Source organism: Spirulina subsalsa CS-330 (genome assembly GCF_028330765.1).
Classification (GTDB): domain Bacteria; phylum Cyanobacteriota; class Cyanobacteriia; order Cyanobacteriales; family Spirulinaceae; genus Spirulina; species Spirulina subsalsa_A.
This window is the reverse complement of sequence record NZ_JAQMTY010000272.1, coordinates 15,294-35,000: the sequence shown is the minus strand read 5'-3', so window position 1 is coordinate 35,000 and position 19,707 is coordinate 15,294. Positions and strand designations below refer to the sequence as shown.

The window sequence follows — 19,707 nt, the reverse complement described above, 5'->3', positions numbered from 1 at the left end:
CAAATTGCTGCCCGCGTTAAACGGTCTGGGGCTCAGTGGTCTCGCCACAATGTGCCTAAGGTTCTTCTACACCGTTGTGCTTATCTCAATGGTGAACTCTATTAATCTCTATGTACTATCTGCATAACTGGGATGCACCCATTGTCTGAGGCGGAAAAAACGGAACTTTTATTAGAGATGGTCACGGGGGATTCAGACATGGCGCTGCAACTTAAAAGCCGTCTCCAGCAGCGATTTAAGCTCACATTAGAACAGGATACAGCAGCAGCGGAACCTCAGCGATCGCTGTCCGAATTACGCCAGCAAGCCGATGAACAGCAGGCCAAGCGAAAAGCAGCAGAAACAGCAATTCAAAAATCAGAACGGCGTGACTATATCCTCTCGTTAAAGCCCCAAAAACGTCAACTTTGGGAAACAGTGGATATGCTGATTGCGCAAAAACAAACGAAACTCTATGAACAGGCCATTGAATATTTACTAGAGTTACAAGAGTTGGCTCGATCAGAAAATGAGGAGGCGAATTTTCAGAATCGCGTCAACAAAATCCCAGTCAATTATGCGAGTTGTTGGGGATTATTATCGCGGCTGCGTGATGCGAATTTAATCCCCAAGAAAAAATAAGTATTGACAGCATCACCACTGGTTGACCGACAAAATTAGCCAGATCCCTGAAAGCCCTCACCCTAGAACTCTCCCCAGGGGCGAGGGAACCGGAAAAATGGATCGGTTCCCCTCTCTCTCTGGGCGGTGGGTTAGGGGTGAGGGTGATAAACTTTTGTCAGTCAACCAGGTATAGCGATTCTAAATCAATCGGAGATCTGATCTCCTCATCAACAAGGGGCTTAAGCCCCTTGCCTGTTCATGAATCAAAGAGGATTGCTGTATCACTAATTTGTTAAGATCAGGGCAGCGATCATCCTGGATTTTCTGATGTCAAATTTACCCCCAAGCCCATCTCTCAGCCCATTTCGTCAATTGGTGAAGTGGATTCTTGATCCAGTACAATTCATGGAGCAAGAAGCCGCAATGTGGGGGGATACATTTACGTTGGTTCTGAGTCGGAATCGACCGCTAGTCTTTACCCATAATCCCGCTGATATTCAACGCATTTTCCAGAATGATGCGGCGTTTGGGTTGGGTAAAAGTAATGATTTACTGCGGCCATTGGTGGGGGATTTTTCGCTGTTGTTGATGGAGGGGCAGCGTCATCGACGGGAGCGAAAATTGTTGATGCCGCCGTTTCATGGGGAGCGGATGAAGTCCTATGGGGATTTGATTCTGGCGGTGGCGCGTCAGGGGTTGCAATCTGTGCCACAGCATCAGACGGTGACGATGCGATCGCTGATGCAATCGATCGCCCTAGAGGTGATGATGTCGGTGGTTTTTGGGGTGCAAGATCAGGCGCGATCGCAACAAATCAAACCGCTATTAATTGAAATGTTGGCCATTGGGGCATCACCGCTGAAGTCTAGCGCGATCTTTTTGCAGTTTCTTCAACGTGATTTAGGCGTGTGGAGTCCATGGGGTAAATTTCTCCGCAGCCGTCAGACATTGTATGACCTCTTGCAGGTAGAAATTGAAGCGGGTCGCCACAATGTCGATCCCGAACGCATGGATATTTTGGCGCTAATGTTGGCGATTCGGGATGAGGCGGGCAACCCGATGAGCGATGCAGAAATTAAAGATGAATTGGTGACGCTATTGTTTGCGGGCCATGAAACCAGCGCGACGATTTTGGCTTGGGGGAGTTTTTGGCTGGCGAAACGACCGGAAATGGGCGATCGCATCCGTCAAGAAATTCGCGCTTTGGGGGATGATCCCGATCCAACGGCGATCACTCGCTTACCCTATCTGAGTGCGTTTTGTAATGAAGTGCTGCGGATGTATCCCGTAGTGCCGATTACCTTTCCACGTCGAACATTGGAGGAGTTGGCGATCGCTGACTACACCCTCCCCCCAGATACCGCCTTCGCCCCCTGCATCTATCTCCTCCACCGCCGCTCCGACCTCTACCCGAACCCCCACGAATTCCAGCCCGAACGCTTCCGCGATCGCACCTATGGCCCCCACGAATATATTCCCTTCGGCGGTGGGGAGCGGCGCTGTTTGGGCTATGCCCTTGCCCTCTATGAAATTAAACTGATTTTGGCGCTCTTGGTTACAGACCATCAGCTTACCCTCACCGAGAGGAACCCGCCCCGCATCGCTCGCCGGGGTTTGACCCTCGCCCCCCATAATGGCGTGCCGATGCAATTGAGCGATCGCCCTGCTCCTGTGCTGCAACCGGTTTAATTTGGCTCCATTGCTACCACGGTGGAGACGGGAAGGCGATAGTGACGCGATCGCCCCGGTCAGACCCCGTTCACCGTCTAGCTATCCAACGAGAGCGAACAAAAATACTATGGGAACCAGATGCGGCGATCGCCTTCATAAAACCGGAGCCGCGCCGGGCCAAGGTAGAGGCTGAAATCACCCTCCATTAACACCGTCACCCCATAGCTATATTCGCCGCCCCAGCGCGGGTTATAGCGGGGCCGAAGTTGGATCGTGATGGTGCTGTCGGGGGGGATGGGGTCGGCGAAGGTGAGGGTGAGGGGTTCGTTGTGGCCGTTGCCGCTGTGGGAGTCTAGGGCAATGGCCTCGCCATTGAGCCAGACCCTGATATCGTCGAGACGAAGGGCGATCGCTTCGCCGCCCGTGCGTTGGTCGAGTTGAACCGCTTGGAGAGGGCGGGCGTTGGGGGGCGTGGCGAGGGTGATGTAGTATTTCGCGAAGCGCGATCGCACCCGGTTATTGGTGGTGCGGGCTTCGAGGAGTTGGGGCGCACGGCGGGGGCGAGTTTCTTCCCTTTGGGCTTGCATCGGAGCCGGAAGCATGAGCGTAGGACTGAGGGCGATCGCACCCATGAGCAACAGAGCACCAATTCGCATGATTCAGATCCCCTCTAAAATTCTGCCTATATTCTTGATTGTGACTGATGGGCTAGGAATTTGTGCCCCGGTTGCGGTGTTGATCTAAAAATGTGAGGATTTCGGTTTCGCAGCGATCGGGGTCGGAGAGGAAGGCCCAATGGTGGCCGGGGATGATGTGATGGGTGAGGGGGGAGAGATGGCGGTGATAGGGGGCCAGTTGCCAGGCGGTGCGGTTGACTCCGGCGGTGGGTTGAAGCAGGAGGCTAGGGATAGGGAGCGATCGCGTTAACCCCGCCACTTTCATCACTTCTTGAAAAATGCCGTTGCGAGCGGCGATCGTGAATTTACTCCCCCATTGGCCATCGGGTTTTAACTCCATTCCCTCCCGAAAGATCGCCTCTTGGAAAGGTGTCCATTCGCGGTATTGTTTGAGGGTTTTGGCTTTGGCGATCGCGGCTTCTGCGGAGGGAAACGGCCCCAACAATTGCAAAAACGGCAAGGTGCGATAGAGAATCGGAAAGCTTAACTCCATCCAGCCCGGCAATTTTTGGATCAAAAACGGGTCAACCAGGGTTAAACTTTTCACCTGTTCCGGGGCTTGGGTCGCCCACACACAGGCCACCTTCGCCCCCCAGGAATGCCCCACCACATGTACAGAAGACTCTCCCAAGGTTGCGATCAACGCCTGTAAATCCGCCACCATCGCCGCAAAACTGTAGGCCGTCGGGTCTTCGGGCTTGCTACTTTCCCCATGGCCGCGCAAATCCGGCGCAATGCAACCATAGGCCGCCAATCGGGGCGCTAAACTCGACCACACGCCGCCATGATCCGCCAAGCCATGCAATAGAATGACGCGATCGCCCGTCCCGCCCCAATCTAGATAGGATAGGTGCAATCCGGAGGGCAGATCGAGGCGGTGGCGTTGGGGAGCGTTGGCGGTGGTGTCCATGGTCGGGTTGGGCGATGCGATGTGTGGTTCTGGTGGTTCTGATTCATCTTAAAACGCGATCGCACCTGTGATCAGGGGGTGCTAGCACGGGATAATAGGATCACTGTTTTTTGTGAAGAAGAAACCCGTGGCTCTCAGTTTTCAATCTGTTATTGCAACACTTAATCAATTTTGGAGCGATCGCGGCTGCCTGATCGCGCAACCCTACGACACGGAAAAAGGGGCGGGGACGATGAGCCACCATACCTTTTTACGGGCGATCGGCCCTGAACCTTGGTCGGTGGCCTATGTGGAACCCTGCCGCCGCCCCACCGATGGCCGCTATGGCGAGAACCCGAATCGGTATCAGCATTACTATCAATATCAAGTCTTGATCAAACCTTCGCCGGACAATATTCAAGATGTGTATTTAAAATCCTTGCAAGCCTTGGGGATTCACCCGGAAGACCATGATATTCGCTTTGTGGAAGATAACTGGGAGTCGCCGACCTTGGGGGCCTGGGGTGTGGGTTGGGAGGTGTGGCTTGATGGCATGGAGATCACGCAGTTTACCTATTTTCAGCAGTGCGGCGGGATTGATTGTCGGCCGGTGTCGATTGAGATTACCTACGGGTTAGAACGGTTGGCAATGTATTTGCAGGATGTGGATGCGATCGCGAAAATTCAATGGAATGATACTCTCTCCTACGGTGACATCCACCTGCAAGGCGAAGTGGAGCAATGTACCTATAACTTTGAAGCCTCCGACAGCGATCGCCTCTTCCAACTCTTCGCCCTCTACGAACAAGAAGCCACCCAACTGATCGAGCGCGGCTTGGTTCTTCCCAGCCATGACTATGTGTTGAAATGTTCCCACACCTTCAACCTCCTCGATGCGCGGGGCGTGATTTCCGTCACCGAACGGACGCGCTACATCGGCCGCATCCGCAACCTGGCCCGCCAAGTCGCTCAGTTGTATTACCAACAGCGGGAAGCCTTGGGTTTTCCTTTGTTGGTCGCTGATCCTGTTCCCGCTTAGGGCTTAGGATGCGCTGGCAACGAGGGCGCGGCGGGTTTGGGCTTTGTGGTGATATTCCTGGAGTTTTTCTTGGGCGATCGCGCCGGCGGTGGTGTTCGTGGGGATTTCTTCGAGAATCGCGATCGCAGCCCGAAATTGTTTCGCGATCGCTAAATCATAGGCCGTTTGTAACTGCACCATCGCCCGCACACTTTGCTTGCGTTGATATTCATCGAGTTTCGGCTGGATACTTGCGCCCACCTGCGTTTCAGGGGAAATCTGATAGAGAAAGCTTAAGGCACGGGTGAAATCTCGCTGTTGAGCCGAGCGATAGGCCTGGGCCAGCAGTCGCCGCGCTTCGTCTTCTGCTCGTGGCCGTGCCGCCTCCACGAGGGGGTGCATTTTTTGTTTCCAATAGTTGATCTCCGGCATTTGGGCGGCAATATTGAGCACCATTTGCCATTGGTGACTGTCGAGAGCTGTTTGGGCCGTGTTGATTAAGCTTGACGCGGTGCGCCATTCCGTTTGCCAGGCTTGGAGCGCCGCTTGGGATTGCTCATAACGGACACTGTTGCGGGGGATCGATTCGGCCAGGGTGAGCGCCTGGGCTAATTGGCCCCGTTGAATTGCTTCTTGGGCGGCGAGCCAGGCCTCTTCGCCGGGATCGGTGCTGAGGCTGCTGGTGAGGGTGTAGTAGCCCAAGGCGATCGCAAACACATTCAGCATCCCAATCACCAAGCCCATCCGCATCAACACCTGAGCGGTTGAACTGGGAGACTGCGATCGCAACAGGGGCAAATCCGCCACGATCGCCGCAGTGCGAGCCATCATCATCTCGGAATGCTCCACCTGCCACGGTTCATCCGACATCAGTTCTGGGTCATCCAGGGCGACATCTTCAAACTGGGCGGCGGTTGCTGTCCATGCATCGCAATCCGCCTCAGCGGATGGAGTCTGCGCCGCCGCAGCGGTGTGATGGGGCATCGGGACAAGGGTATTCAGCCGCTGTTCACCCCAGTAATGCAGCAGGCTGTGGTTGACTTGCGATCGCAACGGTTCCAAATCCTTCAACACCTCCATTGCCGTCGCGTAGCGATTTTCCGGATGGTAGCGAACCAGTTGCCGCAAAATCGCCGCCAGTGGCTCCAAATAGGGCGGCGGCGGATTGTGATCCGTCCAAGCCTGCCACTGAATTTCATAGGTCTTCGGATGAGGCTGAAAATGGGTCACATCTAACCCCGTCAACCATTCCAGCGCAATAATCCCCACCGAGTACAGATCACTGCCCATCGTCGGCTGGCCCCGCAGTTGTTCGGCCGCGAGATAGCCCGACGGACTAGACGTGGCGGTGGGATAGGTGGGAAAGGTGGCGATTTTCGAGGCCGGGCTAGGGTTTTTGGGCAGGAACTGGGCCGCTCCAAAGTCAATTAACACCACCTTGCCGTCATGACTGCGGCGCATGATGTTGTTGGGTTTGATATCGCCGTGCATCACATTTTGTTGATGAATGAAATGCAGCACCGGCAGCAGATCCCAGAGTAAATAGACCACCTGGGCGACTCGTTCGAGGGGGGAACTATGGCGGGCGATCGCCAACTCTTGACTGAGGGACGTGCCGGCAATATAGTCTTGCACCAGGAAAAACCCCCGATTTTCCTCAAAGCAGTTGAGAAACTGGGGAATTTGCGGATGAACCCCCAGTCGTTTTAAATATTCAGCTTCGTTCAGGAAAATGCGCCGACTGGTTTTAACGAGGTGGGGATAGTTCAGGTCGGAAAAGTAGTACTTGATGGCGCATTGCGATCGCGTTGGATCAAGGGTGTCTTGGGCGAGATATACCTGTCCAAAAGCACCTGAATTTAACACTTGGAGCACCTTGTAACGTTGGTGCAGAAGTTGTCCAAGGCTGGGATATTTAATATCAGTGGGGTTGACCAAGGCTCTGTGCAAAGAACAACAATTACCCCCCTTTTCAGGCATCCGGGAGAATGTCCGGATTGTTTCCCCTTGACCCCGCCGTCCGTTGTCCCCGCGTGAAAAAGTTGTAACAGTTCTTAAAATTTGCTTAAATAACTGGAGTGACGTTGATTCGCAACGTTTTCCCGTCACACCCCTGTGATACAACAATCATTGGGCCCACGTTCATCGACATCGCGTTTCTTTAGGAGAATAAACCCATGGAAGGATGCCTCCGCGTAGGACAAGCTGCCCCGGACTTTACGGCGACAGCAGTGTTTGACCAAGAGTTTAAAACCCTCAAACTGTCAGACTTCCGGGGTAAATATGTCGTTCTCTTCTTCTATCCCCTCGATTTCACCTTTGTTTGTCCGACGGAAGTAACGGCATTCAGCGATCGCACCGACGAATTTAAAGCCCTCAACGCCGAACTCTTCGGCATCTCCGTGGATAGCGAATTTGCCCACCTCGCCTGGATTCAAACCGATCGCAAACACGGCGGTGTCGGCGACATTAACTACCCCCTGATCTCCGACATTAAAAAAGAAATCAGCACCGCCTACAACGTCCTCGACCCCGAAGCTGGGGTTGCCCTCCGGGGTTTGTTCATCATCGACAAAGACGGCATCATCCAGCACGCCACGATTAACAATCTCTCCTTTGGCCGCAGCGTTGACGAAACCCTCCGCACCCTGAAAGCCATCCAACACGTCCAAGCCCACCCCGAAGAAGTCTGCCCCGTGGGCTGGCAGGAAGGGGACAAAACCATGAGTCCCGACCCGAAAAAATCCAAAATCTACTTCTCGGCGGTTTAAGTCCTGTGCATTTTCCTGGGCTGTGCTGCCTAAATTCGGAGGACAGTCCGAGGCGATCGCGCTGTGTTATTCTGCTTTTGCGATCGTGAAGGCGTGGCGCAAGGGGGGGGCGGTTGCGGGCTTCGAGGAGGGCGAGCACCTCGTATTCACCGGGGGAAAAATCGCCTTGGAGGGTGAAGAGAAACCCATCCAGGGACTGTTGTAGATCGACGGTGTTTTTGTTGATTTCTTCCCAAGTGCCATCCTGACGTTGATAGAACCAGAGGAACGTCAATTGCTCCCCATCGATCGCATCTTCTAGATCCGCATCTGCCTTGAGCGCCGTCACATCTGAGGTGAATTCCGACTGATCCACAGCGCAGCCGGTGTATTTACCCGTCGTGGGTTCGTCGGTGGGGGGCGGCTCGGTTTCCACTTGTTCAACAATGCAGAGCTTGAAGGTTTTGATCTCCGTGACTACTTCGGGCTTGGTTTGGTTAGCGATCGCATCGATCCAGTCCGCCGACGGCCAAACATCAAAGGTTTTCGTCACCGTCTCAAAGCCCTCCCCATCGGAGCTGAGGCGCAATTCATAGGAACCCACCGGCAACGTCTCCGGGCTGTAGGCGATCGCCTACAGTCCCGCATCATTGAGCGGCGTGGGAAAGGTTTTGCGTTTCACGATAGCCACCCTTTCCCTCAACGTCTTCTAGAATTACGCGACTGAATAATTGAGAAGCCCATGGCCGCCCAGAACTTAAGTTCTTGGCTCATGGCTCAAGCCCGTTGCAACGGGTTCTGAATGAGTAAGCGTTAGCCTACTTTCGTGATGAGCCAGGGATTTAAATTCCTAGCGGGGCTTTAACGCCATCTTCTGATCTGGAGATGCTGAGGTTTAGGCGGAGGGGTTGCGATCGACGAGGATGGTGGGGAGGGTGCTGGTGGTGAGGAGGGTTTGGGAGACCGAGCCGATCGCGCCCCCTTGATCGGTGCGTTTGCCGAGGATGATTTCGTCTACGTGGTGTTGTGCCGCTGTGGTGAGGATGGTGGCGGCAATGGGGCCGGTGAGGGTTTGGAAATCGTGGCGGATGTCGGCGAGATGTTGGGCAGCACGAGCGGCGAGGGCTTCGAGTTGGGGGGTGGAATCTGTGGGAGTGACCACATGGAGAACGATAACGTGACCATCGCAACGGCGGGCAAGTTCGGCGGCTTTGGTGAGGACGGCAGCGGCGTGGGGGGAGGTATCGACGGCGGCAAGGAGGGTGATGGGGCGATCGCGGTTCACTTTCGTTGGGTCCACCGTGCCGCGCTGGAGGAGTTTCGGGGCAAAGGTGGGGATCGCCCAAGCGCCGAGGGGGGCGGTGATTAGGATCGACAGGGCGGCGAGGGCGAGGATGCGATCGCCTCCTGGCACACCGGCGGCTAAGGGAATCGCGCCGATCGCCGCCTGTACCGTCGCTTTGGCGGAATTGCCCGCCAATAAAAACACCCGTTCGCGCCTTGTCCAATTACTGCCCCAAGTGGCCAACCCCCAACCGATCGCCCGCCCGATCAACGTCCCCACCGCAAGAATCAGCAGCCCTGGCCCCAAAATTGAGGCCAGGGTCTCGAAGGCGATCGCCGCCCCCAACAGCACAAACAGAATAATCTCCGCCACCCGCCACAGCCCATCAAACCCCTGCCGCAACCGCCGCGCCAAGGGTGCATCCAACTCCACCAGAAAAAACCCCAGCGTCATCACCGCCATATACCCCGAAAACAGCGGTAACATCTCCGCCCCCAACACCAACCCCATGGCCACCAACGCCGCCACGAGGAGATCCTGCACCGGGTTTTGAGTCCAACGCCAGCGGACGAGAATCAACCGAACGCCGTGGGCAGCCAGATAGCCCAAAAGCAAGCCGCCGCCGATCTGGGTGAGGAGTTGGAACGGGAGGAGTTGGAGGGGGGTGAGGGTGAGGGAACCAAGGGTAACACCGGCGGATGGGGTTTGGGTGAGGAGATTGAGAAGGAGGCTAAACACCAAGAGCAGCAGCACATCTGAGAGGGCGCTGCCGGTGAGAATCGCGTCAGGAATGCCCTTGGCCACGCCCCAGCCCAACTGCTTGAGGCGTAACATTCCCGGCACAATCACGGCGGGGGATTCTGCGCCGAGGATGCAGCCGAGGAGGAGGGCGGTGGGGAAGTCGAAGTGTAAGAGGGCCATGGCGGCGATCGCAACGGCGATCGCTTCTCCCGTGGCGGGCAACAATCCGAGGCGGAGGGCAACGGTTCCCTGCTGTTGCAGTTTGTCCCGATCCAGCCCTAGCCCGGCTTTCATTAAAATCACCATCACAGCCAGCGATCGCCACTGATCCGCCGTTGCTAACACCACAGGAGCCAAGCGATCCAACCCCTGGGGCCCGATGAGAATTCCCGCCCCAATCATTCCCACCAAGGGCGGCAACTTCAGCGATCGCGCCCCCTGCCCCAGGAGAAACCCCACCCCCAAAATCCAAATTAAGCTCCCTAACATGGCCCATCCTGACGCACTGAAGTCATTAGTGTATCGCACGAATTCCCAGGGATTGGGGGCGGTGGTCCCATGGGGTGGGGACTTGTCCGGATTGGCTGTCGAGCCGGCTGGATGAAGATTTTAAGCGGTTCAGAGAAAAAGTTTGGAGGCGGCTATGTTACAACGTATCGGTTTAACGGGGTTAATCGGGGGAGCGGTGATGCTGCTCAATAGTTGCGCGATCGCCCCCCGTGCGATGCAGTCCACCACCACAGCGCCGCAGCCCCCCGTCGCGCAGACTATCCCTGATCCTGACCTAACGCCTCCACCGGCCAACACCACGACGATTCAAGTGTATTTCCCCGATCCCAACTGTGCGGCGTTGATTCCCACCGTGGCAGCCGTACCGCAAGACCAAAGTTTAGACGGTGCGATCGCCGCCGTGATCGAGAAATTCAACACGGCGGATTTTGCGATCGCTGGCTATCGGGTCAGCCTCAACCCTCAAACCCAAAGCGCGATCGTCGATCTCCGTCTCCCCCCCGACAGTCCTCGCCACCTCAGTTCCCTCTCGCAATGCGAAAGTTTCGCCCTCTTCGGTAGTTTGCGCGAAACCCTCACCCAAAACCCCGAATGGCAGATCACCACCGTTGAATTCACCGAACAGGGTGATGCGATCGTCCTTTAATACCCATTCGCTCAAGTCAGGCGATAGAACAAGGGGCTTAAGCCCCTTGCCTGAATGATTTCATCGGCTGAACGCGATTCATTGGCCCTCACCCTAAATCCCTCTCCCAGAGTGGGAGAGGGACTTTGCAGGGCGGATAAGGTGTCGCTTTATTTTCAAGAATTAGGATTAACCCTGAAGCCCGACCATGAGCAACAGCAAGAGCGGCGGTTGCTCGTGCGATTAGCGAAACATACTGCTCACCGAGCTATCTTCGTGGATGCGCCAAATGGTTTCCCCGATCAGGTTTGCCACCGACAAAATCCGCAACTGCTCAAAGTGTTTCGTTTCCGGCAGCGGAATGGAGTTCGTGACGATCACCTCCTCAAACACACCACTCGACAGGCGTTCAATGGCAGGAGGTGATAACACCGCGTGAGTTGCACAGGCGTAGACCTGCCGCGCTCCCTGTTCCCGTAAGAAGCGAGCACCTTCTGCGATCGTGCCCCCTGTGTCGATCATGTCATCCACAAGCACAGCCGTCTTACCCCGCACATCCCCGATCACATTCATCACTTCCGCCACATTATGGGCTTGGCGACGTTTATCAATAATCGCTAACGGTGCATCGTTCAGTTTTTTCGCAAAGGCCCGCGCCCGTGCCACACCTCCCACATCCGGGGACACCACCACTAAATCCTCTAGTTGCTTGCTGAGGAGGTAGTTTAAAAGCACGGGAGACCCATAAACATGGTCAAAGGGAATATCAAAATAGCCCTGAATTTGGGCCGAATGCAGATCCATGGCAACGATCCGATTTGCCCCGGCTTGGGTCATCAGGTTCGCCACGAGTTTCGCAGTGATGGATTCGCGGCCGGCCGTTTTGCGATCGGCTCGCGCATAACCGTAGTAGGGAATCACAGCCGTGATTTGCCGGGCTGAGGCCCGCCGACAGGCATCAATAATGATCAACAATTCCATCAGGTGATCATTAACCGGGCGGCAGGTGGGCTGAATGATATAGACATCACAGCCGCGAATTGACTCTTGAATTTGGATATACAGTTCACCATCCGCAAATTGCTTGCGAATCATGGGGCCTAAGTCCATTCCCAGATAGCGGGCGATTTCTTGGGCAAGGGGGATATTGGCTGACCCGGAAAATAAGCGGAGGCGGTTATGTTCCGAAAGGGAGGTCAGGGTTGGCTGGAAGTAATTAAGTGTTGCTGTACGGCTCACGGCACCATGGATTGAACCTCATCTGATGGCGATTCTATCATTAGTGCTTTCGCCCTGGGCTGAAAATTAAGGAAAACACCACGATACCATTAGATAATTTGTGATTAAATATACAGTTTAAGATACAAATTGACACTTTTTGTTGACGGTCAGAAAAAAATCTTGCCTCCTGGGCTGGGACTTAATCCGCAGGTTAATTTTGTGCATCTGTACAGCGTGGCGAGTGGTTATTGAGTCCGTTGGAAGCCGGCTTGCACGCCCAGTTGAGGATTACGGTGGGTGAGGTTGGGTGTGGTTAAGTGCGGGGTGCAGGGTAAGGGGGCAGTCCAGCATTGATCGGCCCCGGAACTTGGGCCAGCGATGAGGGCTTTGGAGGGGCGAGAGGGTAGGGAGTAAGTCAGTCCATTTTGTTCTCGCTTGATTAACGGATTGGGGGTGAATTGGGCAATGGAGGGGGGTAGGACGGGGTGGAGTTGATAGTGGGTGGTTTGGAGGCGATTGGGGGCAATGCTGAGGAGGCTGAGGACGGCGACACAGCCCAGAATGGCGAAGGGGGGGAACTGTTTGGGGAAGAGGGCGATGAGGCTGAGAATTATCAGGCTGACAATGATGACAAACGTAAGAGTTGTTGAGGGGTTTAGCCAACTGTTAGCAACGATCGCAGCCACCAGGGGAAAAAGGAGGCGATCGCGCCCTTGGGTTTCAAACCAACGGGCTAAACCCAAGGCCGGCATTAAGCAGGCCATCCCCCACCCAAATCGCCACGCTGGGGCAAGGGCAGCTACGTAAATACTGCCGCCGAGACCCAGCAGCAGGAGATAGGGGGTGGCGGCGGGCCAGCGGCTGGGGTGCGATCGCGATCGCCACCAATCCACACTAAACAGGAGTGTTAACAGCCACAGTAGGAGCAATTGAGTTTCGCGGTCTAGCCACAGTTGCACCCATGCCAAAGGGTTGGGGCTGAGGGGGGTGACGCTGGCCCAGCGGGCCCAGTTGGTGATCGCACTGGCGAGGGTGTGGGCTTCGGAGGGGGTGAGAAGCCATGACACATTGATAGAGAGCAAGGTGGAGGGAAAGAGTAGATAACCGGAGGTGATCACGTTTGCGATTAACAGTGGGGAGGCAATCACTCCGATCAGGCTGATGCCGAGGAGCGATCGCTTCACCTTGTCCGGCCCACGCCACAGATAAAATAGGAATGCCACGCCCGTAATGGGCAAACTACTGGGTTTGATGCTAAAGGTGAGCGCACCAAGCAGCAGGGGAGCGAGGGCTAGCCCTGTGTCGTGACTGATCAGCATGGCCCAGGCGGTGACAATGGTGAGTAGGATGACCACCAAATCCGGGGACGTGGAATTGATGATCGTACTCCACCACATTTGGGGTAACACCAAACTCCAAGCGACCACCAGAAACCCATCACCCAGGCAGGCGCGACGCTGCTGGAGACGATGCAGCACGATCACGAGTTGAGCGATCGCTAATCCCAGCACGAAGGTATTCGCAACGGAGTAGAGCGTATGTCCAGAGGCGCGATGGTCTAAGATCGCCAGGAGGGCAAACCAAGCGCTACTCACCCCAAAACGATGATGGAGCAGGGCTAAACCGGGAACCGTACCAAAGGTATGGAGCCATTGGATCTGTTGGCTGTGATAAAGCCCGGTATCGTACCAGACCATCAATTGGCTCCCATCGATCGCCACCCAGATATAAAGTGCGATCGCCAATCCGACCCAACCCTTCGATGTGCGGATCGCGTCTAGGCTCTGCTGTTGCAGTTGCCGCAGGTCGTGACGTGCTAGCCACCCCAAAGGCAACCCAACTCCCAGCACCCATGCGAGCACCAGCCACGGTTTTAAGGGCAGCCACAGGGAAAGGCCCAGGAGGGTCACGGCGAAGCTCAACAAACCCAGCCAACTGGCGAGGATGACGCGATCGCCCTGGCATAGAGCGTGATCCTGAGACGGGGCGATCGCCGCCATAATTCCGTAGCCCACCGGCAACGTGCAGCACCATAGCAGCACTCCACAGAACACAAGCCCTAGCATTTACAGTCTCCACATTAGCGATTTTGGTTCTAGATCGCAGTCTATCGGGTGATGGGAGAGAAGTTGAGTCTTCACCGTTGGCGGAGGCTAATGATTATGAATATTCAAGATTGATATTAGTCAATCTTACTTGTTTTTTCATTCATAAAACACTATACTTTGAATCAAGCCATAGACTTTTAGCAATGTAATCGCCCGGAATCCCTGTAACAACAGAATTGTTCTGTTGGGGCTTTGTTCGGTGATGTTCCGGTGCGATCGCGGAAGTCTAGCCCCAGCTTTACCCCACTAGGATGACCGATTTTTCGATGAATACCTTTAGTCAAAGCATTTGGTTGATTCCCTGCTATGCGCTAATCGGTGCGGTGTTGACCATACCCTGGTCGCCGGGACTGATCCGACGCACTGGCCCGCGTCCGGCGGGTTACATCAATTTATTGATGACCCTAGCCGCGTTTACCCATAGTTTGTTTGCTCTGCGCGAGGTTTGGTCAACACCTGTTCAATTTTCGATCAATTGGCTCCATGCGGCAAACCTGGATATTGCCTTTGATGTGCTAGCGTCTGCGACGACGGTGGGGGCATTGGTGGTGATTTTGGGGTTGAACGCCTTGACGCAGATTTATGCGATCGCCTACCTCGAAATGGATTGGGGCTGGGCCCGCTTCTATGCCCTCCTCGCCCTCTTTGAAGCGGGGATGACCTCCCTCGCCCTCACCAATTCGCTCTTTTTCAGCTATGTGATGCTCGAAATTCTCACCCTGGGCACATACCTGCTGATTGGCTTCTGGTTTAATCAATCCCTGGTGGTGACGGGGGCGCGGGATGGATTCCTCACCAAACGGGTGGGGGATTTGGTCTTGCTCATGGGGGTTGTCGCCCTCTATCCCTTGGCGGGAACCTGGAACTTCGATGAGTTAACCGCCTGGGCCCACACCAACCCCCTCGACCCCACCGCAGCCACCTTGTTAGGGTTTGCCCTGTTAATTGGCCCGATCGGGAAATGTGCGCAAATTCCGCTGCAATTGTGGCTGGATGAGGCGATGGAAGGGCCGATGCCGGCGACGGTGCTGCGGAATGCGGTGGTGGTGTCGATGGGGGCATGGGTCTTGATCAAGATGCAGCCGATTTTGAACCTGTCGCCGACGGTGGTGACGGCGGAAATTTTTGTGGGTGCGTTCACGGCGGTGACCTGTGCGGCGATCGCCCTCGCTCAGGTAGATATTAAACGGGTCTTTTCCTACGCCACCAGTTCCTATCTGGGTGTGGTTTTCGTCGCGGTGGGCACAGGTCAAGGTGATGCGGCGTTGATGTTGCTCTTTACCTATGCGATCGCTATGGCGTTGATCCTGATGAGTGTCGGCGGCATCATTCTCAACAATATTTCCCAAGACATTACCCAACTCGGTGGCCTCTGGTCACGCCGCCCCATTTCCGGCATCTGCTATGTAGTTGGTGCTCTTTCCCTCGTTGCTGTGCCGCCGCTGGGGTGTTTCTGGGGCTGGTTGGCCATTGCGGACGGTCTATCTCCCCTCCTCCTGACGATCATTTTGCTGGTGAATGGCTTGACGGCTTGCAGCTTGGCGCGGGTTTTTGGTCAACTCTTTACGGGTTCTGTGACGGATTGGACACGCCGCTCCCCCGAAGGCCTGTGGGCTTTGGTATTGCCGATGATGATCCTCCTAGGGGTTGCCCTCCACTTACCCCAATTGCTAACCGCCTTGGGCTTGTTACCGAGTTGGAGCGCGATCGCATCCCCCACATCCCTCCTGTTGCTCACCTCTACGGCGGTTGGTGCAGGGGTGGGTCTCTGGCTCTACGGCGGGGAACGGGTGGCGAAACCGATTCGGCTCCCGGTTCCGGCGGTGCAGGATTTCTTTGCCTATGACCTCTACACGGCCCAACTGTATAAGGTGACGGTGATCGCGGCGGTGGGATTGGCCGCCAAGGTGGTGGACTGGTGCGATCGCATCCTCGTTGATGGTGCGGTGAACCTGGTCGGCTTGGTCACCCTCGCCAGTGGTCAAGGCCTGAAATACAACACCACCGGCCAAGTGCAGTTTTATGCCCTCTCGATTCTCCTGGGTACGATTCTTTTTGGCGCGATCCTGGCGTTCCCCTTAATCCAGGCCCTGCAATAGTTCTCAACTCATTCACAGTCTTCATCCCTTGCGAACCATGCTCACTCCTCTGTTAGTCATTCCCTTACTGGGCGCGATCGCGATCGCCATCCTCAAACCCCAATTCAGTCGTTTCCTCGGTGGCGCATTTAGCCTCGCCTCCCTGGTGTGGAGCCTATACCTCTTCAGCCAGTTTGACCTCAGCCTCGGCGGTTTACAATTCAGCGAGTTTCACCGTTGGATTGACCCTGTAGGACTCAACTACAGTCTCGGTGTCGATGGTCTCTCACTGCCCCTCCTGGCCCTTAACAGCCTCCTCACCCTGATCGCCCTCTACACCAACCGCAGCAACCTCGAACGCACCCGCCTCCATGACAGCCTCATCCTGCTGATCAATGCCGGGATTGCCGGGGCTTTGATGGCGCAAAACCTACTGCTGTTCATCATCTTCTACGAACTCGAACTGATCCCCTTCTACCTCTTGATCAGCATTTGGGGCGGCGAAAAACGCGGCTACGCGGCCACAAAATTTTTGCTCTACACCGCCGTTTCGGGCCTCTTAGTGCTGGCGGGCTTTTTGGGCGCGACCTTCCTCAGTCAGTCCCCCAGCTTTGAATTCAGCGATCTTCAGGTGCAAAATTTAGACCTGATTCCCCAATTAATCCTGCTCACCACCCTGCTGATCGGCTTTGGGATTAAAATCCCCCTCGTCCCGCTCCATACCTGGATGCCGGACACCTACGTCGAAGCCTCTCCCGCCACCACGGTACTGTTAGGGGGCATTTTCGCCAAGCTCGGAACCTATGGTTTACTGCGTTTTGGCTTGCAACTCTTCCCCACCGCTTGGCAAACTGTCGCCCCTGGCTTAGCAATTATCGGCACAGTCAGCGTCATCTATGGGGCGGTGAGCGCGATCGCTCAACGGGATATTAAACGGATGGTGGCCTACAGTTCCATCGGTCACATGGGCTATATCCTCGTCGCTGCCGCTGCGGGAACAGAATTGAGTGTCTTGGGTGCGATCGCCCAAATGGTCGCCCACGGTCTGATCCTCGCCCTCCTTTTCTTCCTCGTGGGGATTGTCGAAAAAACCACCGGAACCCGCGATTTGGGCGTGCTCAACGGCTTAATGAACCCCGTGCGCGGCCTGCCCCTCACCAGTTCCCTGTTGATTCTCGCCGGGATGGCCAGCGCGGGGATTCCGGGTCTCGTCGGCTTTGCGGCAGAATTCATCGTCTTCCAAGGCAGTTTCGCCACCTTCCCGATTCCCACCCTCCTCTGTATCATCTCCTCCGGTCTCACAGCGGTTTACTTCGTCATCCTGATTAACCGCACCTGCTTCGGCAAACTCGACAACGATCGCGCCTACTACACCCGGATCGGCTTCAGCCAGCAATGGCCCGCCCTTGTTCTCACGGCGATCATTCTTTACTTTGGTGTCCAACCCAACGCCCTCCTCCATTGGATTGAACCCACCACCAACAGCCTCGTGGTTGAACTGCACCAGCCTGCGATCGCCCAAATCGCCACCACCAACCCCTAACCCTACTCCCCACTTCCCACTCCCTACTCCCCAAACCCACCATGACCACCACCCTCGAAAACCCCACCGCCAAAATCCCCCCCTCCACCCACAAATACGCCGACATCATTCACCGCCTCGAAGCGGGCGGCTCCATGCTTCCCGACACCGAAGAAAACCTGATGCAAATCATCGGCATCTACAAAGCCTACGCCGTCCCCATGGACTTCTATTGGCGGGACTTGCTCTACATTGCCGAGCGCGTTTTCCTCGACCCCCTGCCCTTTTTTAAATACTTCTTACCCCAGGAATATCTCGATCTCCCCAACCACTACGCCGGAGCAACCGCCGATTTTCGGGTCTGGCAAAAGGGTGAAGCCTCCGCCCACCCGGAACTGCTCGAATTCATGGATCGCGGCGAACTGAAAAAGAAACTCCCCAAACTCTTCCATCACCTCTGGCACGATCGCATCAACATGGAATTCGCCGAAGCCTGCATGCAAGCCATGCTCTGGCACCAAGGCATGGGCGGCCAATTTTACGACTACCTCGAAAGTGAGGAATATTTGGCGAATTGCGATCGCGCCATCAAGGCCTATTTCAAAGGTAACCCTCTGATGTTGGGCTTGTATAAACTCTTCCCAGAAATGTTCTACGAAAAAGTTCGCGAACTCTCCTACTACGCCAACTTAGGGCTATTTTGGGAAGTGATGGCCCCGGTGTTTTTTGAAATGAGCGATCTGTACGACGAGGGCAAATTCAAATCCGTCCCCGATGCAATGGATTTTCTCGTGAACGGCATTTTTATCGCCGCCGGTCGGCCCATTTATCACCATGTTTATATTGGCGATGAATGTTACGAAATTATCCCCAAATCCAAAGGGTTTATGTGGCTCTATGAAGCAGCATTACCCTACGTGGAAGCTGTCTTCTATCGCACCGCCCCCTTCCGAGGCACAAAATCCTACAACGCCCAAGCTCACCAAGTCCCTGACGAACAAAAAGACTTCCATTACGGCATTCTTTACGCCGATGTGTTTCCCGTCGGTACGGCCGGAATTCCGCCCACCTTGTTAATGCAAGATATGCTCCATTTTCTCCCCCCGTATTTATTGGAGTATTACCAAAACTATTGTCGCGGCGAAGACGATATGTTGATTCAACTGGGGATCACGTTCCAGCGGTCGATGTATAACGTCACCTCGGCTGTGATCCAAGCCCTGCGCACGGCTCTCCTCTATCCCCTCGATGATCCCAACCCAGAACACTTACTCAAAAATCGTCAATTTTTTGAGGCCCAAATGGATCGCTTTCTACGTCCAGAAGCCCGCCTCACTGATATTCAAAGCCAGGACTATCGTTAGTCATCGGGAGACCGTTATACCCCGGTGATAGTCCATCAGTTCAAGCGTCAATAGTTGGTTGATTGTCTAGACTGACTATCTTTTCCAATCATTCATATTCCTGAAGACTGAAAATGCCAAACATCGTTGAAATTGCCGTTAGTAATGATGCGTTTAAAACCCTCGTCACCGCCGTTACGGTAGCAGGACTCGGCGACGCTTTACAACAACCTGGGCCCTTCACGGTGTTTGCCCCCAATGATGATGCCTTTGCGAAATTGCTGCCGGGTACGGTAGACACTTTGGTGCAAAATATTCCCCAGCTTCAGCGCATTTTGAAATATCACGTTGTGGCGGGTCGCTATACCACGGCAGAATTGAAAGAGATGGATACTGTCACATCGTTAGAAGGGTCGCCGATTCCGATTCGCTGCGGTGATGTCTTTGAAGTTAAAAATGCGACGGTGTTAGCTCCCGATATTGAGGCCACGAATGGCATTATTCATGTGATTGATACGGTAATTTTAATGGGGTAATTGATGGCTCTTGCTTCCCCCTAAGCTGATCGTCATTCAGCGTTCCAAGCAGATCCCTTTACCGTAAGGGCTTCAGAGCAATAAACATATAGTTTAGATGCCGATTAGCTTAACCGTTGTCCCTCTGCGG

The 19,707-nt window shown here is 54.9% G+C and carries 15 protein-coding genes; 9 read left to right on the top strand and 6 right to left on the bottom strand.

Going from position 1 to position 19,707, the window contains the following annotated elements; all coding sequences use genetic code 11:
- The first annotated feature begins 132 nt into the window (after positions 1 to 132).
- Positions 133 to 621, top strand: coding sequence for a hypothetical protein (locus PN477_RS18780; protein WP_272118772.1), 489 nt, complete (start codon positions 133 to 135; stop codon positions 619 to 621).
- A gap of 309 nt (positions 622 to 930) precedes the next feature.
- The gene (locus PN477_RS18775) at positions 931 to 2,292 is read left to right on the top strand and encodes a cytochrome P450 (RefSeq protein ID WP_272118774.1); all 1,362 of its coding nucleotides are present in this window, start codon (positions 931 to 933) and stop codon (positions 2,290 to 2,292) included.
- A gap of 107 nt (positions 2,293 to 2,399) precedes the next feature.
- Here PN477_RS18775 and PN477_RS18770 read toward each other — a convergent pair whose 3' ends face one another.
- Positions 2,400 to 2,930, bottom strand: coding sequence for a DUF2808 domain-containing protein (locus PN477_RS18770; RefSeq protein WP_272118776.1), 531 nt, complete (start codon positions 2,928 to 2,930; stop codon positions 2,400 to 2,402).
- Positions 2,931 to 2,982: 52 nt separating this feature from the next.
- Positions 2,983 to 3,861 (bottom strand): alpha/beta fold hydrolase, encoded by an 879-nt coding sequence (locus PN477_RS18765; protein ID WP_272118778.1) that lies wholly within the window; start codon positions 3,859 to 3,861, stop codon positions 2,983 to 2,985.
- A gap of 127 nt (positions 3,862 to 3,988) precedes the next feature.
- Between PN477_RS18765 and glyQ the strand changes: the two genes are divergently transcribed.
- Complete coding sequence (glyQ, locus tag PN477_RS18760; RefSeq protein ID WP_272118779.1) at positions 3,989 to 4,879, top strand: glycine--tRNA ligase subunit alpha; 891 nt, start codon at positions 3,989 to 3,991, stop codon at positions 4,877 to 4,879.
- Between the two features lie 3 nt (positions 4,880 to 4,882).
- On the opposite strand, the gene PN477_RS18755 is transcribed toward glyQ, so the two are convergent.
- Complete coding sequence (locus tag PN477_RS18755; protein ID WP_272118782.1) at positions 4,883 to 6,796, bottom strand: serine/threonine-protein kinase; 1,914 nt, start codon at positions 6,794 to 6,796, stop codon at positions 4,883 to 4,885.
- A gap of 239 nt (positions 6,797 to 7,035) precedes the next feature.
- Here PN477_RS18755 and PN477_RS18750 point away from each other — a divergent pair, with 239 nt between their 5' ends.
- Positions 7,036 to 7,629 carry a peroxiredoxin gene (locus PN477_RS18750; RefSeq protein ID WP_272118784.1) on the top strand — a complete coding sequence of 198 codons (594 nt, stop codon included), beginning with the start codon at positions 7,036 to 7,038 and terminating at the stop codon, positions 7,627 to 7,629.
- An 874-nt stretch (positions 7,630 to 8,503) separates the two neighbouring features.
- On the opposite strand, the gene PN477_RS18745 is transcribed toward PN477_RS18750, so the two are convergent.
- Entirely contained in the window at positions 8,504 to 10,123 is a 1,620-nt protein-coding gene (locus tag PN477_RS18745) for a cation:proton antiporter domain-containing protein (protein WP_272118786.1), read from the bottom strand.
- 154 nt (positions 10,124 to 10,277) lie between these two features.
- Between PN477_RS18745 and PN477_RS18740 the strand changes: the two genes are divergently transcribed.
- Positions 10,278 to 10,790 carry a hypothetical protein gene (locus tag PN477_RS18740; protein WP_272118787.1) on the top strand — a complete coding sequence of 171 codons (513 nt, stop codon included), beginning with the start codon at positions 10,278 to 10,280 and terminating at the stop codon, positions 10,788 to 10,790.
- A gap of 222 nt (positions 10,791 to 11,012) precedes the next feature.
- Here PN477_RS18740 and PN477_RS18735 read toward each other — a convergent pair whose 3' ends face one another.
- Both PN477_RS18735 and PN477_RS18730 read right to left on the bottom strand, forming a co-directional pair.
- Positions 11,013 to 12,020: a ribose-phosphate pyrophosphokinase gene (locus tag PN477_RS18735; RefSeq protein WP_072622477.1), complete on the bottom strand. Its 1,008-nt coding sequence runs from the start codon at positions 12,018 to 12,020 to the stop codon at positions 11,013 to 11,015.
- A gap of 215 nt (positions 12,021 to 12,235) precedes the next feature.
- Entirely contained in the window at positions 12,236 to 14,056 is a 1,821-nt protein-coding gene (locus PN477_RS18730; RefSeq protein WP_272118789.1) for an LIC_10190 family membrane protein, read from the bottom strand.
- A gap of 293 nt (positions 14,057 to 14,349) precedes the next feature.
- Between PN477_RS18730 and PN477_RS18725 the strand changes: the two genes are divergently transcribed.
- The 4 genes from PN477_RS18725 to PN477_RS18710 all read left to right on the top strand — a co-directional run bounded on the left by PN477_RS18725 (position 14,350) and on the right by PN477_RS18710 (position 19,577).
- Entirely contained in the window at positions 14,350 to 16,197 is a 1,848-nt protein-coding gene (locus PN477_RS18725) for an NAD(P)H-quinone oxidoreductase subunit F (protein ID WP_272118791.1), read from the top strand.
- A gap of 37 nt (positions 16,198 to 16,234) precedes the next feature.
- The gene (locus PN477_RS18720; protein WP_272118793.1) at positions 16,235 to 17,719 is read left to right on the top strand and encodes an NADH-quinone oxidoreductase subunit M; all 1,485 of its coding nucleotides are present in this window, start codon (positions 16,235 to 16,237) and stop codon (positions 17,717 to 17,719) included.
- 41 nt (positions 17,720 to 17,760) lie between these two features.
- Positions 17,761 to 19,062 (top strand): CO2 hydration protein, encoded by a 1,302-nt coding sequence (locus PN477_RS18715; RefSeq protein WP_272118795.1) that lies wholly within the window; start codon positions 17,761 to 17,763, stop codon positions 19,060 to 19,062.
- Positions 19,063 to 19,175: 113 nt separating this feature from the next.
- Positions 19,176 to 19,577: a fasciclin domain-containing protein gene (locus tag PN477_RS18710; protein WP_272118796.1), complete on the top strand. Its 402-nt coding sequence runs from the start codon at positions 19,176 to 19,178 to the stop codon at positions 19,575 to 19,577.
- Positions 19,578 to 19,707: the final 130 nt, after the last annotated feature.